Raw genomic sequence first — 25,737 nt, 5'->3', positions numbered from 1 at the left:
AATGCGAATGCGATGGTCAGGTGCAGTTGCGGCTTGATGCCGAAGTCGATGTTGACCAAACCAGTCCGTACCTGACCTTCTTAGGTGACTCCTTCATTTCGCGCCAGTGCCCGAGGATGCCGATCCTGCCATCGGATTTTTGGACCGCGCGAATGACCCCCACGAAGCTCCTCATCGGGCAAATACTGATCGTGCTGCTGACGGCCGTTTTGGGCGTCTGGTGCGCAACCCAGTGGGCGGCCCTGCAATTGGGGTATCAGTCGCAACTAGGGCCTGCCTGGGCGGTCGTGTTCGGTGTCCCGGTCTATCGTCCCTGGCAGCTGTTCATCTGGTGGTACTTTTACGACGCCTATGCCCCCGGCGTCTTTGCGCGGTGCGGTGCGCTGGCAGCGGGCAGCGGCTTGGCCGGATGCCTCACGGCCATTGTCGGCTCGGTCTGGCGCGCGCGTCAGGCCAAATGGGTCACGACCTATGGCTCCGCGCGTTGGGCCACCAATGGGGAAATTGAAAAGTTCGGTCTGTTGCGCGATGCCGGTGTGTTTCTCGGTCGCTGGAAACAGGGCTATCTCCGACATGTCGGCCCCGAACATGTCATGGCCTTCGCGCCGACCCGGAGCGGGAAGGGCGTCGGCCTTGTCGTCCCGACACTTCTATCCTGGACCGGGTCCGTCATCGTCCATGACATCAAGGGCGAAAACTGGGAACTGACGGCCGGGTGGCGCGCGCAATTCTCGAACTGCCTGCTGTTCAACCCCACCGACGTCCGGTCCGCCCGGTTCAACCCGTTGCTGGAAGTGCGCAGAGGGGCCGATGAGGTGCGCGATGTGCAGAACATTGCCGATGTGCTCGTTGATCCGGAAGGCGCCCTGGAGCACCGCTCACACTGGGAGAAAACCAGCCATTCGCTCCTGGTCGGCGTCATCCTGCACGTTTTGTATGCCGAGCCGGAAAAGACCCTCGCCCGAGTGGCCACCTTCCTGTCCGATCCGGAACGCACGTTCGAGAACACCCTGCGCCGGATGATGACCTCCAATCACCTCGGCACCGTCAAAGCCCCTGTTGTGCATCCGGTGGTGGCGTCGGCGGCCCGGGAGATCCTGAACAAGTCGGAAAACGAACGCTCCGGCGTCCTGTCGACAGCCATGTCGTTCCTCGGCCTGTACCGCGATCCCGTGGTGTCCATGACCACGGCGGCCTGTGACTGGCGGATTGCCGATCTGATGGATGGCGACCGTCCGGCCTCCCTGTATCTGGTCGTGCCGCCGTCAGACATAAGCCGTACCAAACCCCTGGTTCGGTTGATCCTCAACCAAATCGGCCGGCGCCTGACGGAAAAGCTGGAAGGGAACGACGGCTTCAAGCATCGCTTCCAGCTGCTGATGATGCTCGACGAGTTCCCGGCCCTCGGGCGCCTCGACTTCTTTGAGACGACGCTGGCCTTTATTGCCGGCTACGGCATTCGCGCCTTTTTGATCGCGCAGAGCCTGAACCAGATTTCCAAGGCGTACGGCGAGAACAACTCGATCTTAGACAACTGCCATGTCCGTATTGCGTTTTCGACCAATGACGAGCGCACCGCCAAACGGATATCCGATGCCCTCGGCACCGCCACCGAGCAGCGGGCGCAACGCAACTATGCCGGCCACCGCCTGTCACCGTGGCTCGCCCATGTGATGGTGTCTCGCCAGGAAACGGCGCGGCCGCTCCTGACCCCCGGTGAAATCATGCAATTGCCGCCATCGGACGAACTGGTCCTCGTCTCAGGCCTCGCCCCGATCCGCGCCAAGAAGCTGCGCTACTTTGAGGACGCTAACTTTATTGCCAGGCGCTTGCCGCCGCCGGCTTTGGGGGACGGAAAGTACGCGGATGCGCCCGTCGCGCGGCCTGACGACTGGGCGGGTCATGTCTGCGGTGTCTCGAACGCCTTGCGTGATGCCCTGAAGGCCGAAGAGGCACGGGACGGGGCGGACGAGGGCAAGAGTTTACAGCAGGCCCCGGATTTGGCGGCGTGCGGGACGGCGCCTAAGCCGGTCGAGCCCGAGACCCAGGCGGGCATCGAAGACGAGGCCGATGTGGCCGCCGACAAGAAGGCCATGGATCGCGCACGGATGGGGCGTGCCGCCACGGCCGCCGCGACCCTCGCCTCCGATCGCAAGCTCGCGGCCCGGGGTCTGAACCTCGATCTGTTCCGGGACAACTGAGATGACCCTGCTCCCGTTCAAGAAAAAATATCAGATCTACCTCTACGGACCGGTCGCCGAGCGCTTTGAGGCGCTTGCCACGAAGCCGGGCGCCAACAAGTCCGCCATCCTCGCCATGGCCATCACCCATTGGCTGGACCGGAACGGCGGCAATGAGCTGGATGATCGCTTTAGCATTCGCTTCCGCGCCTATGCCGCGCAACTGGACCGCTTCGAGCGGGACCAACGCATTCTGATGGAGACCCTGGCGCTCTTCATTCGCCTCAACCTGCAACGCGACGCCTTCCTGCCGGAGACGGACGCGGCCACGCGCGCCCGCGGCACGGAGCGGTTCCGCGCGTTCATCGCCGAAGTCGGCCGTCGGTTGGCGCAGGACCAGCCGAGCTTTGATCCAGACATCTTGGGAGGTCTCGATGACTGAAACCATTTCCGCCAGCCGGTTACGGCGCATGTTGCGGACCGCCATGGGCGACGTGCTGACCCAGGCCCTGACCGATCCCGAAATCAGTGAGATCATGGTCAATCCCGACGGCCACATCCGGGTGGATCGACTGGGGCAAGGCCGCGTCGAAACCGGCCATAAGCTGGAGCGCGCCGAGGTCGAGCGCGTCATTCGGCTCGTCGCCAGCCATGTCCGTGCCGAAGTGCACCAGGACAGTCCGATCGTTAGCGCGGAATTGCCGGCCGGCGAGGGCCTGACCGGCGAACGTTTCGAAGGGCTTCTGCCGCCGGTGGTGACCGCACCCTGTTTCTCGATCCGTAAGCCGGCGCATCGCGTTTATACCTTAGGGGACTACGTCGCGGATGGCGTGATGACCTCCCGCCAGGTGAAGGCGCTGCGCACGGCCGTACAGGATCGCCGCAATATCCTCGTCGCCGGAGGCACCAGTTCCGGCAAGACCACCCTGACCAATGCGCTTCTGGCCGAAATCGCCGAGCTGGACCAACGCATTATCCTGATCGAAGACACCCGCGAACTGCGCTGCGCCGCCCGTGACTGTGTGGCGCTCCGTACCCGGCCCGGCCTGGTCACCCTGAACGACCTCGTCCGGTCGACCCTGCGTTTGCGCCCGGATCGCATCATCGTCGGCGAGGTGCGGGGCGGCGAAGCCCTCGACATGATCAAGGCGTGGAATACCGGCCATCCCGGTGGCCTTGCCACCCTGCACGCCAATTCCGCCCGCGGCGCCCTCTATCGGCTTGAGCAGCTGATTCAGGAGGCTGTCAGCCATGTGCCGCGCGTGCTGATCGTCGACGCCATCGACATCGTTGTGTTCATTGCCGGATACAATCCGCACACCCATTCGCCGAGGCGGGTGGAGGCCATCACCCAAGTGGTCGGTCTCGACGCAGCCGGCGACTACCTGCTTCAGCCTCTCATCTAGGGGCGAAGATCCCACCCAAAATCAAGGAGATACCTATGTTTGCTAAACGCACACGACCGATACGCCTTTACCGGACCTCCCGCGCGGCCGCGCTTGCCCTGCCGCTCCTTTGTCTCGCCACCCTGGCCCGTGCCACCGGCAGCAATATGCCGTGGGAAGAGCCCCTCCAGCAAATCCTCGACTCCGTGCAAGGCCCCGTGGCGAAGATCATCGCCGTGATGATCATCATCGTGACCGGCCTGACCTTGGCCTTCGGGGAGACCAGCGGCGGCTTTCGCAAGCTGATCCAGATCGTTTTCGGCCTATCGATCGCCTTCGCCGCCTCCAGCTTCTTCCTGACCTTCTTCAGCTTCGGCGGAGGCGCAGTCGTCTGATGTCACATCCGGTCGAAGGGTTCGAGGTGCCAGTCCATCAGGCGCTGACCCAGCCCATCCTACTGGGCGGCGCCCCGCGCGGCATTGCCATCATCAACGGCACACTCGCGGCCGCCCTGGGCCTCGGCCTTCACCTGTGGCTGCCCGGCCTGGCCCTTTGGCTGGTCGGGCATAGCCTCGCCGTGTTCGCCGCCCGCAAGGATCCGGACATTCTGCCGGTCCTGCTTCGTCACCTGCGCCAGAAAGGCTATTGGTCATGCTGAACCTCTTTCAATACCGCCGCACCGCCGATCGCCTCACCGATCATCTGCCCTGGGCCGCCCTGGTGGCGCGGGGCGTCATCCTCAACAAGGATGGCAGTTTACAGCGCACCTTCCGTTACCGGGGACCGGATATCGAGAGCGCGACGCCGGAAGAGCTAGTCGGCGTGTGTGCCCGGTTGAACAACGCCTTGCGCCGCTTTGGGTCCGGTTGGGCCTTCTGCTTCGAAGCCTTGCGGGCGCCCGCCCACAGCTATCCCGACACCGGCGCCGAGCGTGGTCTCGCGCGCCTGATCGAGGCGGAACGGCGCGCGGCGTTCGAGGGCGAACTCGCCCATACCTTCGAGACAACCTACTACCTGACACTCACCTGTCTTCCAGAGGCCGATCAGACGGACAGCCTGAATGCGGCGATGATCGAGACCAGCCGCACGGTTGGCGGCCGGGACTGGCACGATGCCATCGGGCGCTTCGTCCGCCGCACGGATGCCTGCCTGGACCTGCTGGCTGGCTGTTTTGCCCAGATCGACCCGCTCGATGACGCGGCGACCCTGACCTACCTGCACGCCTGTGTGTCGACGAAAGCGCATCCAGTCGCGGTGCCCGAAACGCCGGTGTACCTCGACGCCATCCTGGCGGACATGCCCCTGTCGGGCGGCGTCGCGCCACGTCTCGGCGACGACTGGCTGCGGACCCTGACTGTTCAGGGCTTCCCGAACCACACGGTGCCGGGCCTCCTGGATCACCTGAACCAACTGGACCTGCCATATCGCTGGGTTACGCGCTTCATCCCTCTGGACAAAACCGCGGCGGTCGCCAGCCTGACGCGGTTGCGCCGGCAATGGTTTGCCAAGCGCAAGTCGGTGACCGCGATCCTCCGCGAAGTCATGTATGCGCAGGAAAGCCGGCTGGTCGATACCGATGCCGACAACAAGATGCTGGACGCCGATGCAGCGTTGCAGGCCGTCGGCGCCGACCAGGTCAGTTTCGGCTATTTGACGACGACGGTCACCGTCAGCCATCCCGAGCGCAGTGTGGCGGACGACCGGCTGCGTCAGGTCGAGCAGGTCATCAACGGGCTTGGGTTCACGACGATCGATGAAAGCCTGAACGCCGTCGAAGCCTGGCTCGGCAGCTTGCCCGGCCATCTCTATGCAAATATCCGTCAACCATTGATCCACAGCCTGAACCTGGTGCATCTGATGCCGATGTCGTCCGTGTGGGCCGGCGAGGTGAGGGATGGCCACCTGGACGGTCCACCGCTATTCCACGCCCTGAGTTCCGGGGCCACGCCGTTTCGCTTCAATCTGCATGTCGGCGATGTCGGACACACCTTGATCGTCGGGCCAACCGGCGCGGGCAAATCGGTCCTCCTGAGCTTCATGGCGCTTCAGTTCCAGCGCTATCCTGAGGCGCAGGTCTTCATCTTTGACAAGGGGGCGTCGGCGCGCGCCGTGACCCTGGCGCTCGGAGGCAGCCATTATCCGCTCGGCCGCGAAGCCGGGCTAGCGTTTCAGCCGCTGCGGCGGATCGATGACGTGACAGAACGGGGGTGGGCCCTCGATTGGCTGATCTTGTTGCTGACGCAGGAAAATGTCGCCATCACCCCGGAGATCAAGGAAACCCTATGGTCGGCGCTGTCCAGCCTGTCTCAGGCCCCGGTGTCGGAACGGACACTGACAGGTCTGGTGATGCTCCTCGCCTCCAACGCGGTGAAGCAGGCCCTTCAGCCTTACACCCTGGACGGGGTGTTCGGCCAATGTCTGGATTCGGACGACGAGCGCCTGGATCTAAGCGCGTGCGTCTGCTTTGAAACGGAAGAGCTGATGGCCGCACCCAACTTGATGGCGCCGGTCCTGACCTACCTGTTTCATCAGCTGGATGCCCGCTTCGACGGCCGGCCAACCTTGCTGATCCTGGATGAGGCCTGGGTTTTTCTCGATAACCCGCTGTTTGCGGCGCGCATTCGCGAGTGGCTGAAGGTCCTGCGCAAGCGAAATGTCAGCGTCGTTTTCGCCACCCAATCCCTGGCCGATATCATCGACAGCGCCGTCGCCCCCGCAGTGATCGAGTCGTGTCCGCAGCGGCTGTTCCTGCCAAACCTCCGGGCCACCGAACTGCAGAGCCGCGCCGCCTATGAGGCGCTCGGCCTGAACGCACGTCAGATCGAGCTGATCGGGCAGGCGACGCCTAAGCGGCACTATTATCTCCAGTCGCGCCAGGGCAACCGCTTGTTCGATCTCAACCTCGGTCCCCTGGCCCTGGCCATCTGTACCGCGTCGAGCCCCGCCGACCAGGCCCTGATCGACCGGCTCTGGGCCGAACACGGGGCCGACGGCTTTGCGTCCGCCCTGTTGAACGCGCGGGGGCCAGCCTGGGCGAAGGACCTCTTGCCGGCCTTCGACAGCGCAAAAGTCAGCTCAGTCACAGCGTGAATCATTCATCATTTATACAAGGAGTATCAGATGTTTAGCTTGAAATCTTGCCTACTGTCCTCGATCATCGCTTTAACGCTTGCGACAACGACGGTGGCGCCGGCGGGCGCGCAAATGGCGGTCTATGACCCGTCGAACTATGCGCAAAATGTGCTCCAGGCGGCACGGGCCCTGCAGCAGGTCAACAACCAGATCAAGAGCCTGTCGAACGAGGCCACAATGCTGATCGGCATGGCGAAGAACCTGCAGTCCCTGGACCTGAACACGCTCGGCCGTCTCAATGGCGATCTTGCGGCCATCACGGACCTGATGAAGCAGGCGAAAGGCATCGCCTTTACCCTGCAGAGCACGCAGGCAGCGTTCAAGGCCCAGTACCCGGCCGCCTACGCCGCCGCCACGTCGAGTGGGCTGGTCAACGAGGCCACGACCCGCTGGCAGGCCAGTATGGATGCGTTCGAGCAGACCCTTCTCGTGCAAGCCAAGGTCAACGAAAGTCTGAGCACCGATGCGGCCACCTTGAGCGATCTGGTTACGGCCTCTCAAGGCAGCGAAGGCGGGCTTCAGGCGCAGCAGGCGGCCAATCAGTTACAGGCCCTCAACATCAAGCAGCAGATGCAGATTGCGACCCTCTTGTCCGCGCAGTACCGGGCCGAAGCGCTCGACCTCGCCCGGAAGGCCCAGGCCGAGGCTGCCGCACGGGCCCTGACCAAGGCCTTCATCGGCAGCGGCTCCGCCTACACGCCACACTAAAAACCCCGAAAGCTCCGGGAGGGGAAAATGGACTTAAACATCGTTGATCAGTTTCTGGCCGTGTTCAGCCAATATCTCGACACGGGCTTCGGCCTCTTGAAGGGCGATGTTGGCCATCTCGCCAGCATTCTGATTGCCATCGACGTCACGCTTGCCGCACTGTTCTGGTTGCTCGACGAAGAGGCCCATATCCTCTCCCGGCTTATCCGCAAGATCCTGTTTGTCGGCGCCTTCGCCTACATCATCAACAACTTCAAACATCTCGCGGACCTGATCTTCCGCTCCTTTTCCACGCTGGGTCTGGATGCCAGCGCCAATACCCTGTCGGCGAGCGACCTCCTGAAACCGGGGCGGCTGGCAGGCATTGGCTTCGACGCCGCTCAGCCGCTGATGACGCAACTGGCTGATTTGATGGGGCTGGACACCTTCTTCAGCAACTTTCTGACCATCGCCGTCCTGCTGATCGTTTGGTTGCTCGTCATTCTCTCCTTCTTTGTGCTGGCTATCCAGCTCTTCATTACCATTCTGGAATTCAAGCTCACGACCCTGGCGGGCTTTACCCTTGTTCCGTTTGCCCTCTGGAACAAGACGGCCTTCCTGGCGGAACGGGTGCTCGGCAACGTCGTGACGTCCGGCATCAAGGTGATGGTCCTGGCCGTCATCGTCGGCATCGGATCGTCCTTTTTTGGGCAATATGTGACGGGCTTGAATGGGGCCACCCCGAGCCTGGTCGAAGCGCTCACCCTGGCCCTGGCGTCCCTGACCCTGCTGGGCCTTGGCATATTTGGTCCAACCGTCGCCTCCGGTTTGGTCTCCGGCGCGCCGCAGCTTGGGGCCGGCGCGGCCGTCGGCACAGCGGCCGCCGCCGTGGGCGCAGGTTTGCTGGCTGGCGGCGCCGCCCGCGCCGTCCTCGGCGGGGGCGCCTCAGCCTTGGGGGCGATCAAGGCCGCGGCGGGTGTGCCAAAGGGGCCAGGCAACAGTTCGTCACCGCCCGCCGGCGGGTCACCGAGCGGCGCACCCGGTCCGGGGCCGCAGCGACCGGGGGGCGGCGGCCCGCCAACTACAGACACCGTGCCGCCGGCCTGGGCCCGGCGCCAGCACGCCCAACACCAACGCCAAACGCAGATTCATATGGTGCAGTCGGCCCTGTCCTCTGGCGATCAAGGCGGTAGCGGGCCCGCACCCGATATCGCCGACAAGTCCTAAGCCTAAACATTCTGAACGTTCCCACCCGCAAACGGCGATCCGCCGAAGGAGCCCTCATGTTCAAACGACCTCTCCAGCGCTACGGCGACACTCCCACACCTGAGACCCCCTATCAAAAGGCCGCCCAGGTCTGGGATAACCGCATGGGCTCAGCCTTGGCTCAGGCGGCGAATTGGCGCGCCCTGGCCTTTGGCGCGGTCGCGGTCAGCGCGATCCTCGCCGGCGGTCTCATCTATCAGGGCAGCCAAAGCCGGGTCACGCCCTATGTGGTCGAGGTCGGGCCAACCGAGGGGGTGCGTGCCGTCGCGCCCGCCGAGCTGGAGATCAAGCCGACGGATGCGCAGATTGCTTGGTTCCTCTCGCGGTTCATTACGGACGTCAGAGCCTTGCCGACCGATCCGATCGTCGCGCGCCAGAACTGGCTGGAGGCCTATGTGTTCGCCGTAGACGACGCCGCGCGTTTCCTCAGCGATCAGGCAAGGGTCAACGACCCCCTGGCCGACGTCGGCAAGCGGTCCGTCACGGTCAGCATCGCCAGTACCGTGCGGGCCTCCGCCAACAGCTTCCAAATCAAGTGGATCGAGCAGACGTACGAGGCGGGCGTCCTGACCTCGACCACGAGATGGACCGCGCTTCTGGGCATTCGCCAGAAGACACCGACCCTGGCCGATGTGCTCCGCAAGAATCCGCTCGGGCTCTACGTCACCAGTCTTGCCTGGTCGAAAGACTATGCCGGTGACCTGGCCCCAGCCTCCAGTTCACCCGTGTCTCACCCCCAGCCCTAAGGACTTCCCCATGCATGCTCTCGTTTGGACTTTGTCGCTCTCCCTGTCGATCGCCGGTCTCGCCGGCTGCGCGACGGCAGGAACCGCTCTGCGGCCACCGGTAGAACCCCGTTTTGCGCCCGCCCAGCGCCAGATGCCCATCGCTTCGGCCGTGACGGTCCGCCCTCTGGACACAGCCGTTCTGCCGGCGGGCCTGATCCTCTCCATGCCCGTACCCCAGGTCACCCCGGTGGCTACGGGTGGCGCCAAGCCCCTGGATCGTATCGCAGCCGCCAATAAAGCGGCCGTTCAGGAGCCGCGCGCGGACGGATTCATCAACGCGATCCAGGTGTTTCCGTATTGGGCCGGGGCGTTGTACCGTGTCTATACCGCGCCGGATCGCGTGACAGACATCGCCCTGCAAGGCGGCGAGCAATTGATCGCGATTTCGGCGGGCGATACCACCCGCTGGACCATCGGGAATACACACAGCGGCGCCGGCACGGACCAAACCGTCCATATTCTGGTCAAGCCGCAGCTATCGGGCCTGGCGACTAATCTGGTCATTGCGACCGATCGCCGGACCTACCACCTCCAGGTCGAAAGCACGCCCGCGACCGCGATGGCCGCCATCTCGTGGCGTTACCCGCAGGATGAACTGCTGGCGGTACAGGCCACCGCGAAAGCACAGGCGGTCAAGGCGCCGACGGCGGACGGGATCGCCCTCGACGACCTGCATTTCGGCTATGCGATCACCGGAAGCGCGCCGGCCTGGCGGCCTGTGCGCGCCTTTGATGACGGAGTGCGGGTCTATATCGAGTTCCCAAAGACGCTTGACGCGGCCGAGATGCCACCGCTCTTCCTCGCCGGGCCAGACGGGAAGGCGGAATTGACCAACTACCGCGTCAGCCGGAACTTCTATATCGTCGACCGCCTGTTCCAGGTTGCGGAACTTCGCCTCGGGGAAAAGCCGCAGGCAATTGTCCGCATTACCGCGACCACCGCTTCCGGAGGTCGCCATGACTAAGCCGGTCCCCGTCGAAAAGGTTGACCCGGAAATGCTGGTCTTGCGCGCCCGGCCACGTCGGGTCATCCGGATCAAGCGTCACGTCCTGATCGTCGGTGCCGCCGTCGGTTGCCTGGCTTTGGCAGGTATGGTGTGGCTATCCCTGGGCCCGACGTCGGTCCATCCGACAATATCGTCTGGTCAGGAGAGCGATCCGGAGAAGCATAAGGCCGGTGTGCCCGATCAGATCGCGGCCCTGCCGAAGACCTATGCGGATGTCCCGCAGCTGGGTGCGCCCTTGCCCGGCGATCTGGGGCGTCCGATCCTGGAGCACCACCAGCGGCATGCCGGGTCGGCTGACGGTCCGATGGCCGAACCGGGCAGCCACGCGGTGAGCACCTCAACAGCGCAGGCGGGCAACGGACTGTTTTTCGCTATGACGGGGGCGCCGTCTTCGCCGGCCGTGGCGCTCACGGGTGTGCGAGCAGATCCGGCAGAGACAACGGTTTCTCGTCTGACACGGGGAGCGTCGGACATCTCCGCGAACGCGCAGAGTCAAAAGATAGCGTTCCTCACCCAAGCGAACCAAGCCGGCACCCTAAACCCGCACGCCCTGCGTCCGGCGCCAACTTCCCAGGTCGTGTTGGCGGGCACGGTCATCTCGGCCGCGCTCATCACGGGCCTGAATTCGGACCTACCAGGGCTTGTGCTCGCGCAGGTGACCCGTGACGTCAGGGATTCCGCGACCGGCGTGACCGTCGTGATCCCGCGCGGCACGCGGATCATCGGAAAATACGACAGCCAGGTGGCCTATGGACAATCCCGCATCCTGATCGTCTGGAAGCGCTTTGTGTGGCCGGACGGCCGTTCCCTGGAAATCGACAATCTGCCGGCGGCGGATACGCAGGGGTTTGCCGGCCTTGAAGATCGCGTCGACGCGCACACCGCGAAGTTACTCAAGGGCATGGGATTGTCCACCTTGCTTGGCATAGCCGGCGAGCTGGGCCGTGACGACGACGACCGCCTGGTCGCCGCGCTGCGCCAGTCCACGCAGGACACGGCCAATGTGGCTGGCCAGCGGATCGTCGATCGCGCCCTTCAAATCCAACCCAGCTTGACGGTTCGCCCTGGCTGGCCGCTTCGGCTGATTGTGGAGAAGGACCTCGACCTGACAGAAGCAGCGGAGGACTGACGCAATGACCGACCTGAAATTGCCGAAACTGCCCGATCGCACACCCGTTAAATTGACCATCACCATCGGTGCCGATCTGAACCAAGCGCTGAAGGAGTACGCCGCGCGATATGAAGCGGCTTACGGGGTGGCTGAGCAGGTCGCGGACCTGGTGCCCTACATCGTCGAAGCCTTCCTTCAGGCCGATAAGGGCGTTAGCCGGAATACACGCAGATTGTGACCACAGCCTATCTGAGCGGTCTGACTTCCATCGGGCGACGTCAAGAGCGGAATGCGGCTATCGAGGTGATCTTCGGCGGCTGCGTCATTGACTTGCCGGCCTATCCGCCGCAAAGATGAACCCGTGAGATTACCCGTTTCGCCAGTCTTGTCTCGCCTTTGGGCGTTTGGCACGATGCTTTGCATCGCGCTGACCTTAGGTATGGGCATGACGGCGGTCCAAGCCAACGCCTCCGTTCTGTCTCATATTGCGTGCGGCGATCATCAACTGCCCGATGGCGGTTGGGTCTGCAATTGCGAGCCCGGGGAAGCCGGCTGCATTAAACATATCCCTGACAACGGTGCGGACCACGGCAACGACGTCCTGGAGATGCATCATCACCATCACGCAGAAGCGCCTTCGGGTACACCCGCCTTGCCGATGGAAGCGTCGTCGCCACACCAACTGGGTGACGCGCGCCTCGCGCCCGCCCGCATCACCGTTCTGCAAGGCATAGACCCGTCTCAGGCCGACCAACCTCCGAAAGCTTAGATCCGTCCAATCGACGCGCGCGCCGGAAGGCGCGCTGTTCTAATCTTTTTCGAGGTATTTCATGCGATTTCGATCGATAAGGCCGCTGTGCGCGGCTGTCGCAGGCGCGAGCCTGTATGCGCTGGCCATGCCCGCGTGCGCCGAGCAGGCGCCTTCATTCACCGAGCTGCTGCGGCAGTCGGACACGGCACCACGCGTGCGAGAAGCAGAGGCGGGGGTTCAATCCGCCCAAGGGCAATTCCGCCAGGCCGCTGCCCGACCCAACCCCACCTTAAGCCTGGAAGTGGAGAATTTTGGCGGGCAGGGCCCATTCCGCGGTGGTGACAATGCGGAAACGACCGCCTCTGTGGAACAGACTCTCGAACTCGGCGGCAAGCGTTTGGCTCGCCGTGAGGCCGGGCAGGCGGGTGTCGACGCGGCGACGGCGAAATCAGTGCAGTCACAGGCCGATTTCGCCTTCGATCTGGCACAGGCCTATGCCGGGGCTGAAGCCGCTGACGTGCGACTGCAATTGGCGCGCGACGCGCGCGGTCTGGTCGAAGAGGATGCCCGGATTGCCAATGCCCTGGTGAAAGCCGGCAAGGAGCCGGATCTGCGATCCATTCAGGCAAATGCCGCCGTTGACGCGGCGCAGGCGGACATTGATGAGGCCCTGGCGGAGCGCGACAGCGCTTTCGCCAAACTATCCGCCCTTGTCGATGCGCCGGCGCCATTCACATCCATTGCCGGTAATTTGCTGGCACATGCTGAGACGACGGAAGCCATACCGGTAATCAATCCGGTACAAAGTCCAGTCTATCTGGCCGCGCGCGCCGAGCGTGATCGGATGGCGAAGCTCATTCGTGTCGAGCAAACACGCGCCAGTCCAGAACTGACTGTCTCTGTGGGCGTGCGGCGCCTGGCCGGTGACGATGCCAATGCGTTGGTCGGGGGTGTGTCCGTGCCATTCCCGATCTTTGATCGCAATCGCGGCAATATCAGCGCCGCTCAGGCCGACCTCGCCGCTGCCGAACAACGAATGAATATCGCGCGCCTGGACGCACAGGCGGAGGCTCAGTCAGAAAGCGCGCGCTTGCGGGCCGCCTTCAGCCGGGTGAAGGCCGCAACCTCAAATGAGCAGTCAGCGGCGGAGGCCTATCGGTTGACCCGCATTGGCTACGAAAGCGGTAAGTTGCCGCTCAGTGAGCTGGTAACGGCCCGGCGTACGCTGGTTGAGGCCCGCGAGCAAACGCTCACCGCCAAACTGGAACGCCTGAACGCCGAAGCCGCGCTGGCGCGCCTGCAAGGCATTGCCCCTTTTGGAGATGCGTCATGAACCGCACCAACAACAAACTGATCTTTGGCGGCGCGCTCGCCGTCGTGCTTGCGGCCGCCGGCGGTTTCGGACTGGCGCGATTGACGGCAGACACACCCGCAGCGACCGCTGCGCCTGAGTCCGTTGAGGATGCCGGCCACCTGGATACGATCAAGGTGACTCCGGAAGCCATCCAGGCCGCGGCGATCGGCGTCACGTCGATCAATGTCGGCGGCCTGTCCTCGGAAATCCTGTCGCAAGGGAGTGTCACGGCCACGCCAACCGGCCAGGCCATCCTGACAGCCCGCGCCGGTGGCGCGGTCACACGCATACTGAAACGCCTTGGCGATCCAGTGAGCGCTGGAGAAACCGTTGCGATAATAGAAAGTCGCGATGCCGGACAGATATCTGCCGACCGGACGAGCGCGAGGGCAAGAGCCAACCTGGCCCAACTGAATCTTGTCCGCGAAAAGTCGCTGTTCGAGCAAAAGGTATCGCCGCGCGCGGATTACGAGCGGGCACAGGCAGAAGCCAGTGCCGCGCAGGCAGAACTGAACCGCGCCGAGGCGGCGGCCGGCGCCGCCCATGTGACCGGAGACGGTCACAGCGTCGCTGTCAACAGTCCGATAACGGGTCGCGTCACAACAAGTACGGTGACATTGGGCGCCTTCGTCCAGCCGGAGACAGAGCTGTTCCGGGTGTCCGATCCCAAACACGTTCAGATCGAGGCGCCTGTTAGCGCCTCTGACGCCCAGCGTCTCGCGGTGGGCGACCGAGTCCAGGTTGACTTGGCAAACGGTCAGGTGCTGGAGGCGCGCGTCCGAGCGGTCACCCCGTCGCTGAACGCGGAGACGCGCGCTGCGACGGCGGTCATCGACGCGGATACCGCTGAATTGACGCCCGGCATGTCGGTCAAGGTGCGTCTTCTGCCAAGTCAGGCCGGCGGGAGCGGCGCCATTGTCGTCCCGGAAGATGCGGTCCAGACCGTCGAAGGCAAGCCGGTCGTGTTCGTGCGCACGGCCGATGGTTTCAAACCGACACCCGTGACGATCGGACAGGCCTCGGCCGGCCGGGTCGAGGTCCTGAGCGGCTTGTCGGCAGGCCAATCCATTGCGTCCCGCAATGCGTTTGTCTTGAAAGCGGAACTGGGCAAGGGTGAAGGGGAGGAGCACTGATGATCGCCAACCTCATTGCCCTGAGCGTGCGCGCCCGCTGGGCCGTTGTCCTTCTGTTTGCCTTTATCGCCGGGATCGGCGCGTGGCAGCTCACCAAACTGCCGATCGACGCCGTGCCGGACATCACCAACAAACAGGTACAGATTAACACTGTTGATCCCGGCCTGTCGCCTGTCGAAATCGAAAAACGCGTGACATTTCCGGTAGAGACCGCGTTGGCCGGCATTCCCGGCCTGGAGACGACACGCTCCTTGTCACGGAATGGGTTTTCGCAAGTTACAGCCATTTTCTCCGAAGGCACGGACCTGTATTTTGCGCGCCAACAGGTCAGTGAGCGCCTGACCCAGGCCCGCGACAGTCTGCCGGAAGGCAGTCAGCCCCAGGTTGGCCCCGTCACGACGGGTCTTGGCGAAGTCTATATGTATGCCATCGACTTCGCCCGTCCCGACGGGAAGGGCGCAACCATCAAGGACGGTGAACCTGGCTGGCAGTCCGACGCCAGCTATCTGACACCGGAGGGGGATCGCCTGTCGGACGAGGTGGCGCGCGCCGCCTATCTCCGGACCGTTCAGGACTGGATTATTTCCCCGCAACTGCGATCCGTCACTGGTGTCGCCGGCGTCGATACGATCGGCGGCTACGAGAAGCAATTCGTAGTCGAACCTGACCCGGTCAAACTCAGTGCCTACGGCATCTCCTTCTCGGATCTGGCCACGGCGCTCGAAAAGGCCAATCTATCGGTTGGCGCCAACTTTCTCAATCGCGGCGGTGAAGCTTATCTCGTCCGCGCCGACGCCCGCATCCGGTCCCTCGATGAGATCCGGGAGGCGGTCGTCGCCACGCGGGGCGGCGTTGCTGTGGCCGTTCGAGACGTGGCCGACGTGAAGCTTGGCGGCGAACTGCGCACGGGCGCGGCGACCATGAACGGCCACGAGGTCGTGGTCGGGACAACCCTGATGCTCATCGGTGAAAACAGCCGCACCGTGGCAAAGGCGGTCGGTGATAAACTCAAGACTGTCGACAAATCCCTGCCGCCTGGCATCAAGGTGACCCCGACCCTTGACCGGTCCAAACTGGTCAATGCCACGGTCCATACGGTGCAGAAGAACCTGCTGGAAGGGGCGATTCTGGTCGCGGCCGCGCTCTTCTTCCTCCTCGGCAATGTTCGGGCGGCGATCATCGCCGTCCTGGTCATTCCGTTCTCTTTCCTGATGATGGCGATTGGTATGAACGCCCTGAAAGTGCCGGGCAACCTGATGAGCCTGGGCGCCCTCGATTTTGGCCTGATTGTCGATGGCACCGTGATCATTATCGAAAACAGCCTGCGCAGGCTGGCTGAACGCCAGCATCACGAAGGACGTTTGCTCACCTTAAGTGAACGCCTTCAGGAAACGACGCTATCCAGTCAGGAGATGATCAAGCCGACCGTTTTCGGCCAGGCCATCATTTTCCTGGTGTTCACGCCACTGCTGATGTTCACGGGGGTCGAGGGCAAGACGTTTACCCCCATGGCCATCACCATCATGTTAGCCTTGGCGGCGGCGTTCGTCCTCTCCCTGACCTTCGTGCCGGCCCTGATCGCCCTGCTGATCCGCGGCAAGGTGACGGAAAAGGAGGTCGGTATCATTCGCTACATCAAGCGCATCTACGCGCCGATCCTGTCCAGGGTCGTTGCTCGGCCCTGGCCCTTCATTGCCGGTGGCTTCGGGATATTTGTCGTGTCGGGGTTTGTTTTCACCCTGCTCGGCCAGGAGTTCATCCCGCAACTCGACGAGAAAAATATGGCCCTGGCCTCGCAGCGCGTGCCCTCCACCTCGCTGGAGCAATCGGTGGCCATGCAAAAAGGCGTGGAGCGCGCCGTCACGTCTCTGCCGGAGGTGGCTTTGATGTTCTCGAAAACGGGGACGGCCGAAGTCGCCACCGATCCGATGCCGGCCAATATCTCTGACGGGTTCGTCATCCTGAAGCCGGAAAAGGAATGGCCGAAGGGTGTCAGGACCAAGCAGGACATCCTGGAGCGCATCGAGCAGAAGGCGAACGGCCAGATCGGCCAGGGGTATGAGGTCAGCCAGCCGATCCAACTGCGGTTCAACGAACTGATCGCGGGCGTTCGCGGCGATGTCGCCATCAAGCTCTATGGCGACGATCTGGAAAAGATGAGTGCTTCGGCCGCGAAAATCGTGGCCCAGCTCCAGACCATACCCGGTGCGGCCGACGTCAAGGCCGAGCAGACGGATGGCTCACCGACGCTTGACGTTCGGTTCGATCGGGCCGCAATCGCCCGTTATGGTCTGACCGTCGAGGAGGTCGCCGACACGGTGGCGACCGCCATGGGGGGGCGGGAGGCCGGCTTGGTCTTCGAAGGGGATCGCCGGTTCGACATCGTGGTGCGGGTGCCGCAAGGCACACGCGACAACCTCGATGCCTTGAAGGCGCTTCCGGTCATGCTGCCGGAAGAGGGCGGCCGCGTGCGGGGTTCGGTGCCTCTGTCCCAGGTCGCGCAATTCAGTGTGACCGAAGGATTGAACCAAATCTCCCGGGAAAACGGTAAGCGGCGCATCGTCATCCAGGCGAATGTCCGTGACCGCGATGTCGGTTCCTTCGTCAAGGACGCCATGCCTAAGGTCGAGTCTGTTGCCCTGCCAACCGGCTCATGGCTGGAGTGGGGCGGGCAGTTCCAGAACCTGAAAGCGGCATCGGACCGTCTGATGATCGTGGTGCCCATATGCTTCGTGGTTATCTTCCTCCTCCTGTACCTGGCTCTGGGCGGTCTAGGCCGGGCGATATCGGTCTTTGCCGCTATCCCGCTTGGCTTGGCGGGGGGCGTGTTCACCCTGGCTGGGACAGGCATCGCGTTCTCGGTGTCGGCAGCGGTGGGCTTCATATGCCTGTCCGGCGTCGCGGTCCTCAACGGGTTGGTCGTCATGTCCAGTATCCGTGAGCGCCTGGAAGCGGGTGTTGAACTCACGGAGGCGATCGTTACCGGTACGATGGAACGAGTGAGACCTGTCATCATGACCGGGCTCGTCCCCGCGATCGGGTTCATCCCGATGGCCATCGGGAGCGGCACGGGCGCGGAGGTGCAGAAGCCGCTGGCAACCGTCGTGATCGGTGGGCTCGTGGCCGCGACGATCCTCACGCTTTTGGTCCTGCCGGCAATCACACAAGTGATCTTGTCGGCCGGCCAAAGGGTCAAGCCGACGCGGTCACTGCCGGCAGGTGTTGAGACGCCCGCAGAATAAGCCTACGCATGTCCAGGCGAGCGCTCCGCCTGGACATGTGCCCTTTGAATTTAAGGTCGTGCCTGTGCGCATGACAGAACCAGTAGGTAGACAATGGCCGACACGATTGCATATCGAACCCGCGTCGAGGGCATGGACTGTGCCTCTTGCGCGCTGAAGATAGAGACCGCCCTGGAGAAGGTGCTGGGGGTTTCCAATATTCGCGTCAATTACCAAACCTGCATGTTGTCCCTGGATCTGGACGAGACGCAGGCCTCACAGGCGGACGTGGAAACAAAGGTGACGAAGTTGGGCTATAAACCCGTCCCCGTTGAGCCGAAAAAACACGGCGCGTCGGGCCACGAGGAATCCGCCGAAACGGGTCCTTGGTGGAAAACCGCAAAGGCGAAACTTGTGTTTTACACCGCGGTCGCCGTCGGCATCGCCTTTCTCATCGGTCAGCTGTTCCCGCCGTCCCGTCAATGGGTCTTTGTCGCGGCGACCCTGATCGGGGGATTGCCGATTGCCCGCAAGGCGGTCAAGGGTATCCTGTCAGGCACGCCTTTCACGATCGAAACCTTGATGACCGTGGCGTCGGTCGGCGCCATCTGCATCGGCAAGGCGGAAGAGGCGGCGGTAGTCGTCTTCCTGTTTGCCGTTGGCGAACTATTAGAAAACGTCGCGGCCGCCAGTGCGCGTCGCGGCATCAAATCCTTGATCAACCTGATGCCGAAGACGGCTTTTCGCGAAAAAGACGGGCAGATATCGGAAGTCCCGGTCGCCGATCTGAAGATCGGTGACATCGCCGTGGTACGGCCGGGCGACCGCGTGCCTTCGGACGGTAAGGTCGTGTCGGGAGCATCAGATGTCAACGAAGCGCCGGTGACGGGGGAATCCGTACCTGTGCTCAAAGAACCGGGCGCTAAGGTATTTGCCGGCAGCATCAATGCCAATGCCGAACTGCGCATCGAAATCGAGAATGAAGCAGCCGACAATACCATTGCCCGCATCGTGCACATGGTCGAGGAGGCGCAAGAGTCGAAGGCGCCGACGGCACGGCTGATCGATCGTTTCAGCCTGTGGTACACCCCCGGCGCCATGGTCGTTGCCGCCCTGGTCATTGTTATACCCCCACTCCTGTTCGGGGCGGACTGGATGACCTGGATCTATCGCGGTCTCGCGACGCTCCTGATTGCCTGCCCTTGTGCGTTGATCATTTCCACACCTGCGGCCATCGCGTCAGGCTTGTCGGCCGGTGCGCGTCAAGGCCTGCTTATAAAGGGCGGCGCAGCGCTTGAGACCCTAGGCAAGATCAAGACCGTAGCTTTCGACAAGACCGGGACTTTGACTATAGGCAAGCCCACGGTAACTGACATCATTGCTTTGGAGGGCGAGGAAGACAGTGTCCTCGCCATTGCCGCCGCCGTGGAAAAAACATCATCCCACCCGCTCGCCGTAGCGATCGTCGAAGCGGCGGAAGCCCGAAAGCTGGACCTTCCGGCCAGCTTCGGGGGGGCCGTCGCCAAACCTGGCAAAGCCGTAACAGCGCGCCTGAAATCCGGCTTCGTCTCGGTTGGCTCGCCGTCGTTTGCCGCTGAGAAGGCACCGTTCACACCCGAGGTGCAAAAGACCATCGATGATCTGGAGGGACAGGGCAAGACGGTGGTCGTCGTCATGACTGGCACCGGGGCGCAGGGCTTGATCGCAATCCGGGACGAACTTCGCGATGACGCCACGACGGGCATTCAGGCACTGACCGCCTTGGGCATCCAGTCGATCATGCTGACGGGGGACAACGAACGCGCAGCCAAGGCCATCGCCGCGTCGGTCGGCTTACAGGCGCGCGCCAAGCTGATTCCGGAAGAGAAGTTGAAGATTATCGGCGAGCTGAAGGCCAGCGGGCCCGTCGCCATGGTTGGTGACGGGATCAATGATGCGCCGGCACTCGCAGCCTCGTCTGTTGGCATCGCCATGGGCGGCGGCACGGATGTCGCCATCGAAACCGCTGAGGTGGCCTTGTTCTCTAATCGCGTCGGCGGCGTGGCTGACCTGGTTTATCTGTCGAAGGCGACACTTGGCAATATCTGGCAGAACATCGCCTTAGCACTGGGCTTGAAAGCCATCTTCCTGGTGACAACCCTAATGGGCACGACCACCCTGTGGATGGCGATCCTGGCCGACACGGGCGCGACCGTGCTCGTCACGATCAACGCCCTGCGTCTGCTAGGCTTCCGCGCGCCCAGCCGGAAATGACCGGGCAGGGGCTTGTTCACGGTGACTGTCCGCTAAAGCGGGGTCGCCGTGGCCTGGCGGTCCTTGTAGCGGGTATAGCCAAGCCAGGCCGCGATGACGAGGATCACCGCCAGCTGGGCGCCCAGGGATTGAACCGTCGGGAAGACGCCCAGCAGCTCCACCTGCGGCACGAACGACAGCTGGGTTACGTCAATCAGACCCGCTTCCTGGAGAGCGGCGACGCCTTTACCGGCCAGAACAACGGACAGGATCGCGATCAGCCCTGAACTGAAGGCGAAGAACTGACCAACAGGCAGACGGCTGCTGAAGCGCAGCATAGCCCACGCGATGGCGACAAGCGCAAGGCTCGCCAGGCCAGCCCCGGCCAGGATGATCAGGCCGTTGTCCCGCGTCCATAGCGCCGCATAGAACAGGATGGTCTCAAACACTTCCCGATAGACGACGATGAACGCCAGGCCGAAAAGGAACCAGGAAGAGCCTTTCGACAAGGCGTTGCCCATGGTTTGTTGAATGAACCGCTGCCATTCCTGGGCCTGGGATTTGCCGTGCAGCCATATCCCGACCCACAGCAGGACGACGGTGGCGAAGAGCGAACCAAAGCCTTCGGTCAATTCCCGGCTGGCGCCACTGATACCGATCAGGAAGGTGGCCACACCCCAGGTCGCCAGCCCGGCAAGCAGGGCGACAATCCAGCCGCCATGCACATAAGGCAGCGCTTCCGTGCGCTCGGCTTTCTTCAGGAACGCGAGCATGGCGGTGACGATCAGCAGCGCTTCAAGCCCTTCGCGGAGCAGGATCGTGAAAGCGCCGATGAAGGTCGAGGTATTGCTGCCGGCTTCTGGCGCGAGCGCTTTGTCGGCCTGGCCAAGCAGGGCTTGAAGTGAGCCAATCTGCGTGGCGACGACCTTTGCGTCCGCGTGTTGATGAATGCTGCTGCGCAGACCGCCCATCTCTTTCTCGATGCGGCTCAACAGCGTGCCATCGCGCGCGGCCAGGGAGGGTTCCACTGGCTCGAATCCATCGAGATAGGCCGACAGGGCGAGTTCTTCTGCCTGCTTGAAATCCCCCTTTTGATAGGCGGCCAGCGACTCTTGCAGGCGCTGATGCGAAATGGAGATGGTACTTGTAGAGCTGGTGACAGCGGAGGTGTGGGTCCGCAGATAGGCGGTCAGCGCGTAGGCTTTTTCCGGGCCAATCTCGGCGGCGAGATCGGCCGGCGCGGTCTTCGCGAGGGTGGCCAGGTCCGGGAAGCGCTTGCGCAGGGCGGCGTCCGATTTCCAGAGAGCTTCGCCGTTGGCGGCGTCCTTGAACGCGAAGCTGCCGACATAGAAGGCGAGGGCCCACCGGTCGGTATCCGGAAGATGGGCAAAGCTGGGCATGGCTGTGCCATCAAGCCCCTGGCCGATGACCTGGTAGAGGCCGAAGACGCTCCGATGCTGGGCGCGGCCGAGATCGGCAAACGCCACCGGTTGCGGATCAAGGCCCTTCGCATTGGGACCTTTGCCGTCGCCGGACACACCGTGACAGGCCGCGCAGTTGTCCGTGTAGAGCTTTTGCCCAAGCGCAAAGTCAGGCGCGGTCTTCGGGGCAATCACCACGGGGTAGGCGGTCAGAAGATGCGCGCCCAGGGCGTGGGCCTTTCCGGCGACCACCTCGGGTGAGGCCTTTGTTTTGACCGCGTATTGGAAATCGGCGGCCTCGCTTTGCAACGCCGGCTTGTCCGGGCCATTCGGCAAAGCCTTGAAGCGCTCAACCACCGAGGCGGAAAACTCCGTCATCTCCGCATATTCCCCCTCGCTGATCACCTTGCCGTCCTTGACGGCGCCGCGATAGTCCACGGCGAGGTAATCGAGGAGGCGCCAAGCCACCTGGACGTTGTCGGTGTCTGTCTGGGACGGGGCGGCAGACACGGGTAAGGTCACGAAAAGGCAGGCGACCAGAGCGGCGGCGAGTGTCGCCAGGTATTTAAAGCGCATTTTACTGAGGACTTTGTCAGGACGGAGGATTGGCGCTTCTTATCATGCAACTCATTTGCAGTCACGCGGAATGGGTCGCTTGCGGAGGAGGGAGGCGACGGGTGCTGCATTTATCGGCTGGACTAATCGGACGTGCAAACATCATTGTCCTCGTGCCCTGGCGCAATCAGTGGCCGGCCGCCCGGCGTTAGCGAATCCGCCAGCCAGCCAAAAGCCGAGGAGAGAATTGAAATACAGCGATGTGCCAATGCGCTGGTCATGCGGCAACCGATCCTTATGTGTGAAGATGTAAGACAATCGCCGGTATGAATTGCGGTGGCGATCGCTAGCGTTCCGAGTGACGCTTCTGGATTGCTTTCATCTCGTCGATTTCCTGGCGTTGAGACGTCTCGATGTTCTTGCATAAGGCCACGATTTCCGGATCGGTGATCCGGGCCTTGCGACACATCAATATGGCGCCGGAGTGGTGCGGAATCATGGACGCCAGGAAACCGCTGTTGCCGACGAGGGTCTGGTTGCGGATGAAGGCAAAGCTGGCGATGAAGAGCAGTACAAGGACCGCGTAGCTGATCAGGTTCTTGCGTTTGTCCGCATACATCATGGGCATGCTGGCCAGCATAATGATGCCCATCGGGGCCGCCATGACCAAGGCCATGTAGACGAAATTTATGTTTGGGATGAACTCGGCGAAAGTGTCGATCATCACGAACATGAGGACAAACATCAGCACTGCGTTGACGGCGAGCGATATCCAGAATTTGACGTAGTGGCTGTTGCCCTTCATCGCCATGTCATGGCTTGCGTGTCCGGCTTCATGCTTTTCCATAGCGACCTCCGTGTCCCAGGAACCTAAAGCAGAATATTCGGTATTTCGATGATGAGGGCGTGTCTGCATTGCAAAAGTACTATAAGCAGTCCAGTTGCGGCGAAGTGAGTGCGTGCCGAAATTACAAGGAATATTCAAACCCTTGTTGGGCATTGATCAGTTATATTAACGCTCCAGACTAATATTCTATCTTCAGGCGCCCGCGCACATTCACGACGTCACGCTTGAACTCCACTCGACGCATCAGATTGCGCGCCGGGCGCTCGACCAGGTGATGCACGACCATGGCGGCAGGTACGACGCCTGCGACCATGACCAGCCAGAAAACCAGGGGCATATGCTCAGAGTCGAGATGGACAAGCTTCTGCAGGCCTTGGCCAAAGATGAGCTGCCACGGGATGCAGACCATGTAAACCGCGAAGCTCACCTCGCCGAGATAGACCAGCCACGGCGCCGACAATATGGCAGAGCCGTTTCTCGCGAGGGCGCCAAGCCCTAGGATGAGGCCACCGCAGGCGAGCACGCTCACGAAGTCGGGGAGCCCAAAGGAGGTTGAAGCGACAAGCACGGCCAGTGCGCCCACTGGCAATCCGAAGGCGCCCGCACGTGACCGGATGGCGCCGGACTTCCACAGAAGCCACAGGGTGCACCCCAATGCGAAGCAGGGGACGATCCGCAAGGCACCCCAGAGGATGGTCGCGCGCGTCAAGGGGAATCCGGCAATGGCACCAAAGCCGATATAGAGAGCGATGAGGAATATCGCGGCCAGACCGACGGCAAGGCGAGGGCGATTCCACATTCGGACCATCGGGAAAGCGAACGCCGGAAACGTCAGGTAGGCGAACCATTCAGCCGAGATCGACCACGATGGATGATTCCAGCCACCGTGAGGGGCTAAGCCCCAAGCCTGGGTCAGGGTCAGTTGAGCGGGCAGGGAAGACCAGACGAGAAGTTTGTCTCCGGCCTGGATGCCGGAGATCGCGAGGCCGGCCATCAGGATGGCGAGACCGAGCAGGATCGAGATATGGACGGGGTAGATACGCGCGAGGCGGGCCCAGATGAACTCCCCATAGTGAAAGGTCCCGGCCTTGAAGCGTTCCAGATAGACGTGGCTTAGGATGAAGCCGGACAGCACGAAGAACAGCTCGACACCGAGATAACCCTTGCCGACGATGGCCGGCATGGCGATGCCCAGATTGGGCCAGAAATGAAAGCCGACGACCCACATGGCGGCGAAGAAGCGCAAGGCGGTCAACGGTTTGAGGTTCTGTGGCATCGTCTGTTCCGATTTGACCCCAAAAAGGGGAATTTCCGTTCACGCGTGAGGGGAATGCAACTATTGGGCCGCGGGCGGCTCCATCATGCCGAACACGGCGACCAGAGCGAGTACAAGAAGGCCAGCCATGGTTTCAACGAAGAGGCTGCGGCGAAGGGCGGCAAGGGCGTGATCCACGCCGCTCGAGGTATCGAGGGCGGTTTCAAGCCCTGGCGTCAGCCGGAATCGATTGAGTGCGGCGAGGGCCAGCATTCCGCCGAATACGGCGATTTTCGCGCTTAGCAATAGGCCGTATGGTGTCTTGACCAAGCCGTCGAGGTGGTCCAGGCCGACCAGAAAGACGCCATTGATGAGGCCTGTGGCAACAAGGACCGCGACCAAAAGCGAACCCGTTCCCGAGAACCCCCTGAGGGCCGCGGCGAGTGCCGTTTGCTGCGCGGGATCAGCGACCTGGGATTGCCACAGAAGGCCCAGAAAAGCCACAAGTGCGCCCAGCCAGACCCCGGCCGCCACGCTGTGCAGGATGTCGCTGAGCAGGTGAACCGGAGCCCACGGTCCCTCGCTTGCTGCACCATGGCCGGTAAAGGCGAAACTGCCGAGAATTATCGTGCCGGACACGATATTGCCGACGAATAGGCTGCGCCCTGGTTTTGCGATGAGGGTCCACAACACGGCGAGAAGGCCTGCAATGAGGCGAACAGCAAGGCCGTGGCCCCATTGCATGTCGGTCAAGATCGACATGGCCGCATCAGGATCCAGCTTGTCTATCGTCACGCCGGTCATCATGGCCGATTGCGCGGCCCAGGACAGAAGGCTACCGACGACAATCAGCAAGGCCGCACTGACAAGCAAAGGCTTCGGCCAGCCAAGGCGGCTGGCCGAAGTCTCGCCGGAAGATGGCAGGCTTGACTGGCAGAAGAGCGCCGTCCCGAAGACGACGACCGCGCCAGCATACTGAAGAAAGCGGGCGATGTCCGCCAGAATGCCTGCCGCTTCCATGGTCCGCCCCCTATTTCACGGTGAAGGAGACTGTGCCTTCGGTACGGTGGCCGTCGTCGGTCACGGCGTGCCAGTTCACCTTGTAAGCACCGGGCGCGAGTGGCTTGGATGGCATGGCGTGGAGCATTGTGCCGCCGCCGGCAACCGAGGCCATGACATCGACCTTGGTGCCGTCGGCCTTGACGACCTCAAAGCCCGACAGCTTTCCGGCAAGCTTCTCATTGAAGGTGAGCATGATCATTTGGGGGGACGCCGCGGTCGAACCGTCGGCCGGTGTGGCCTTCACCAGTTTGGCGTGCGCCGAAGCTTCGGACGTAACAAACGGTGCAGCGACCAGGGCAGCGGAAAAGATTAGTCTGGACAGGATTTTCATGGGTCAGGTCTTTCTGGTTT

The 25,737-nt window shown here is 62.6% G+C and carries 22 protein-coding genes; 17 read left to right on the top strand and 5 right to left on the bottom strand.

Annotated features, from left to right (window positions below):
- Positions 1–152 precede the first annotated feature (152 nt).
- The 17 genes from BLO49_RS02190 to BLO49_RS02110 all read left to right on the top strand — a co-directional run bounded on the left by BLO49_RS02190 (position 153) and on the right by BLO49_RS02110 (position 20,267).
- Positions 153–2,201 (top strand): conjugal transfer protein TraG, encoded by a 2,049-nt coding sequence (locus tag BLO49_RS02190; RefSeq protein ID WP_090645987.1) that lies wholly within the window; start codon positions 153–155, stop codon positions 2,199–2,201.
- A 1-nt stretch (position 2,202) separates the two neighbouring features.
- On the top strand, positions 2,203–2,622 hold the full coding sequence (locus BLO49_RS02185; RefSeq protein ID WP_090643631.1) for a hypothetical protein: 420 nt from the start codon (positions 2,203–2,205) through the stop codon (positions 2,620–2,622).
- Positions 2,615–3,586, top strand: coding sequence for a P-type conjugative transfer ATPase TrbB (trbB, locus tag BLO49_RS02180; protein ID WP_090643629.1), 972 nt, complete (start codon positions 2,615–2,617; stop codon positions 3,584–3,586). Before BLO49_RS02185 ends, trbB begins: the two co-directional genes overlap by 8 nt.
- Before the next feature lie 35 nt (positions 3,587–3,621).
- On the top strand, positions 3,622–3,960 hold the full coding sequence (locus BLO49_RS02175) for a TrbC/VirB2 family type IV secretion system protein (protein WP_090643626.1): 339 nt from the start codon (positions 3,622–3,624) through the stop codon (positions 3,958–3,960).
- Positions 3,960–4,223: a VirB3 family type IV secretion system protein gene (locus BLO49_RS02170; RefSeq protein ID WP_090643623.1), complete on the top strand. Its 264-nt coding sequence runs from the start codon at positions 3,960–3,962 to the stop codon at positions 4,221–4,223. Before BLO49_RS02175 ends, BLO49_RS02170 begins: the two co-directional genes overlap by 1 nt.
- Positions 4,217–6,655 carry a conjugal transfer protein TrbE gene (gene trbE, locus BLO49_RS02165; protein WP_090643621.1) on the top strand — a complete coding sequence of 813 codons (2,439 nt, stop codon included), beginning with the start codon at positions 4,217–4,219 and terminating at the stop codon, positions 6,653–6,655. Before BLO49_RS02170 ends, trbE begins: the two co-directional genes overlap by 7 nt.
- 30 nt (positions 6,656–6,685) lie before the next feature.
- Entirely contained in the window at positions 6,686–7,405 is a 720-nt protein-coding gene (gene trbJ, locus BLO49_RS02160) for a P-type conjugative transfer protein TrbJ (protein WP_090643618.1), read from the top strand.
- A gap of 27 nt (positions 7,406–7,432) precedes the next feature.
- Positions 7,433–8,611 (top strand): P-type conjugative transfer protein TrbL, encoded by a 1,179-nt coding sequence (trbL, locus tag BLO49_RS02155; RefSeq protein ID WP_090643615.1) that lies wholly within the window; start codon positions 7,433–7,435, stop codon positions 8,609–8,611.
- Positions 8,612–8,667: 56 nt separating this feature from the next.
- Positions 8,668–9,396 (top strand): conjugal transfer protein TrbF, encoded by a 729-nt coding sequence (trbF, locus tag BLO49_RS02150; protein WP_090643612.1) that lies wholly within the window; start codon positions 8,668–8,670, stop codon positions 9,394–9,396.
- 10 nt (positions 9,397–9,406) lie between these two features.
- Positions 9,407–10,402 carry a P-type conjugative transfer protein TrbG gene (gene trbG, locus BLO49_RS02145; protein ID WP_090643609.1) on the top strand — a complete coding sequence of 332 codons (996 nt, stop codon included), beginning with the start codon at positions 9,407–9,409 and terminating at the stop codon, positions 10,400–10,402.
- On the top strand, positions 10,395–11,573 hold the full coding sequence (locus BLO49_RS02140; protein ID WP_090643607.1) for a TraB/TrbI/VirB10 family type IV secretion system protein: 1,179 nt from the start codon (positions 10,395–10,397) through the stop codon (positions 11,571–11,573). The genes trbG and BLO49_RS02140 overlap by 8 nt, the downstream gene beginning before the upstream one ends.
- Positions 11,574–11,577: 4 nt before the next feature.
- Positions 11,578–11,793, top strand: a complete 216-nt coding sequence (locus tag BLO49_RS02135) for a DUF2274 domain-containing protein (RefSeq protein WP_090643604.1) — start codon at positions 11,578–11,580, stop codon at positions 11,791–11,793.
- A gap of 123 nt (positions 11,794–11,916) precedes the next feature.
- Complete coding sequence (locus tag BLO49_RS18095) at positions 11,917–12,324, top strand: hypothetical protein (RefSeq protein WP_139159599.1); 408 nt, start codon at positions 11,917–11,919, stop codon at positions 12,322–12,324.
- Between the two features lie 127 nt (positions 12,325–12,451).
- Positions 12,452–13,639, top strand: coding sequence for a TolC family protein (locus BLO49_RS02125; protein WP_245678824.1), 1,188 nt, complete (start codon positions 12,452–12,454; stop codon positions 13,637–13,639).
- Positions 13,636–14,793: an efflux RND transporter periplasmic adaptor subunit gene (locus tag BLO49_RS02120; RefSeq protein WP_090643597.1), complete on the top strand. Its 1,158-nt coding sequence runs from the start codon at positions 13,636–13,638 to the stop codon at positions 14,791–14,793. The genes BLO49_RS02125 and BLO49_RS02120 overlap by 4 nt, the downstream gene beginning before the upstream one ends.
- Complete coding sequence (locus tag BLO49_RS02115) at positions 14,793–18,035, top strand: efflux RND transporter permease subunit (RefSeq protein WP_139159598.1); 3,243 nt, start codon at positions 14,793–14,795, stop codon at positions 18,033–18,035. Before BLO49_RS02120 ends, BLO49_RS02115 begins: the two co-directional genes overlap by 1 nt.
- A 93-nt stretch (positions 18,036–18,128) precedes the next feature.
- Positions 18,129–20,267: a heavy metal translocating P-type ATPase gene (locus tag BLO49_RS02110; RefSeq protein WP_090643593.1), complete on the top strand. Its 2,139-nt coding sequence runs from the start codon at positions 18,129–18,131 to the stop codon at positions 20,265–20,267.
- A 32-nt stretch (positions 20,268–20,299) separates the two neighbouring features.
- Here BLO49_RS02110 and BLO49_RS02105 read toward each other — a convergent pair whose 3' ends face one another.
- From BLO49_RS02105 to copC, 5 genes are all read right to left on the bottom strand, one after another.
- A complete protein-coding gene (locus tag BLO49_RS02105; RefSeq protein WP_090643590.1) occupies positions 20,300–22,243 on the bottom strand; it encodes an FTR1 family protein in 1,944 nt (647 codons plus the stop codon).
- A 325-nt stretch (positions 22,244–22,568) separates the two neighbouring features.
- Positions 22,569–23,069, bottom strand: a complete 501-nt coding sequence (locus tag BLO49_RS02100; protein WP_090643588.1) for a DUF305 domain-containing protein — start codon at positions 23,067–23,069, stop codon at positions 22,569–22,571.
- Positions 23,070–23,247: 178 nt separating this feature from the next.
- Complete coding sequence (locus BLO49_RS02095; RefSeq protein WP_090643585.1) at positions 23,248–24,345, bottom strand: acyltransferase family protein; 1,098 nt, start codon at positions 24,343–24,345, stop codon at positions 23,248–23,250.
- A 60-nt stretch (positions 24,346–24,405) separates the two neighbouring features.
- Positions 24,406–25,344 (bottom strand): copper homeostasis membrane protein CopD, encoded by a 939-nt coding sequence (gene copD / locus BLO49_RS02090; protein WP_090643583.1) that lies wholly within the window; start codon positions 25,342–25,344, stop codon positions 24,406–24,408.
- A 10-nt stretch (positions 25,345–25,354) separates the two neighbouring features.
- Positions 25,355–25,717, bottom strand: a complete 363-nt coding sequence (copC, locus tag BLO49_RS02085) for a copper homeostasis periplasmic binding protein CopC (RefSeq protein ID WP_090643580.1) — start codon at positions 25,715–25,717, stop codon at positions 25,355–25,357.
- Between the last annotated feature and the right edge of the window lie 20 nt (positions 25,718–25,737).

The sequence above is a fragment of the Asticcacaulis taihuensis genome, from assembly GCF_900100255.1.
In the GTDB taxonomy this organism is placed as follows: Bacteria; Pseudomonadota; Alphaproteobacteria; order Caulobacterales; family Caulobacteraceae; genus Asticcacaulis; species Asticcacaulis taihuensis.
Note: the sequence above shows the minus strand (reverse complement) of the source record. Positions and strands in the feature narration are given on the sequence as shown.

Excerpts from the sequence above, each read along its gene's own strand:
- BLO49_RS02170 (WP_090643623.1), top strand. The coding sequence starts at position 3,960 with ATGTCACATCCGGTCGAAGGGTTCGAGGTGCCAGTCCATCAGGCGCTG.
- BLO49_RS02095 (WP_090643585.1), bottom strand. The coding sequence starts at position 24,345 with ATGCCACAGAACCTCAAACCGTTGACCGCCTTGCGCTTCTTCGCCGCC.
- BLO49_RS02100 (WP_090643588.1), bottom strand. The coding sequence starts at position 23,069 with ATGGAAAAGCATGAAGCCGGACACGCAAGCCATGACATGGCGATGAAG.
- BLO49_RS02110 (WP_090643593.1), top strand. The coding sequence starts at position 18,129 with ATGGCCGACACGATTGCATATCGAACCCGCGTCGAGGGCATGGACTGT.
- trbB (WP_090643629.1), top strand. The coding sequence starts at position 2,615 with ATGACTGAAACCATTTCCGCCAGCCGGTTACGGCGCATGTTGCGGACC.
- trbJ (WP_090643618.1), top strand. The coding sequence starts at position 6,686 with ATGTTTAGCTTGAAATCTTGCCTACTGTCCTCGATCATCGCTTTAACG.
- BLO49_RS02125 (WP_245678824.1), top strand. The coding sequence starts at position 12,452 with ATGCCCGCGTGCGCCGAGCAGGCGCCTTCATTCACCGAGCTGCTGCGG.
- trbE (WP_090643621.1), top strand. The coding sequence starts at position 4,217 with ATGCTGAACCTCTTTCAATACCGCCGCACCGCCGATCGCCTCACCGAT.
- BLO49_RS02140 (WP_090643607.1), top strand. The coding sequence starts at position 10,395 with ATGACTAAGCCGGTCCCCGTCGAAAAGGTTGACCCGGAAATGCTGGTC.
- BLO49_RS02135 (WP_090643604.1), top strand. The coding sequence starts at position 11,578 with ATGACCGACCTGAAATTGCCGAAACTGCCCGATCGCACACCCGTTAAA.
- trbG (WP_090643609.1), top strand. The coding sequence starts at position 9,407 with ATGCATGCTCTCGTTTGGACTTTGTCGCTCTCCCTGTCGATCGCCGGT.
- BLO49_RS02105 (WP_090643590.1), bottom strand. The coding sequence starts at position 22,243 with ATGCGCTTTAAATACCTGGCGACACTCGCCGCCGCTCTGGTCGCCTGC.
- BLO49_RS02185 (WP_090643631.1), top strand. The coding sequence starts at position 2,203 with ATGACCCTGCTCCCGTTCAAGAAAAAATATCAGATCTACCTCTACGGA.
- trbL (WP_090643615.1), top strand. The coding sequence starts at position 7,433 with ATGGACTTAAACATCGTTGATCAGTTTCTGGCCGTGTTCAGCCAATAT.
- BLO49_RS02190 (WP_090645987.1), top strand. The coding sequence starts at position 153 with ATGACCCCCACGAAGCTCCTCATCGGGCAAATACTGATCGTGCTGCTG.
- copD (WP_090643583.1), bottom strand. The coding sequence starts at position 25,344 with ATGGAAGCGGCAGGCATTCTGGCGGACATCGCCCGCTTTCTTCAGTAT.
- BLO49_RS02120 (WP_090643597.1), top strand. The coding sequence starts at position 13,636 with ATGAACCGCACCAACAACAAACTGATCTTTGGCGGCGCGCTCGCCGTC.
- BLO49_RS02175 (WP_090643626.1), top strand. The coding sequence starts at position 3,622 with ATGTTTGCTAAACGCACACGACCGATACGCCTTTACCGGACCTCCCGC.
- copC (WP_090643580.1), bottom strand. The coding sequence starts at position 25,717 with ATGAAAATCCTGTCCAGACTAATCTTTTCCGCTGCCCTGGTCGCTGCA.
- BLO49_RS02115 (WP_139159598.1), top strand. The coding sequence starts at position 14,793 with ATGATCGCCAACCTCATTGCCCTGAGCGTGCGCGCCCGCTGGGCCGTT.
- trbF (WP_090643612.1), top strand. The coding sequence starts at position 8,668 with ATGTTCAAACGACCTCTCCAGCGCTACGGCGACACTCCCACACCTGAG.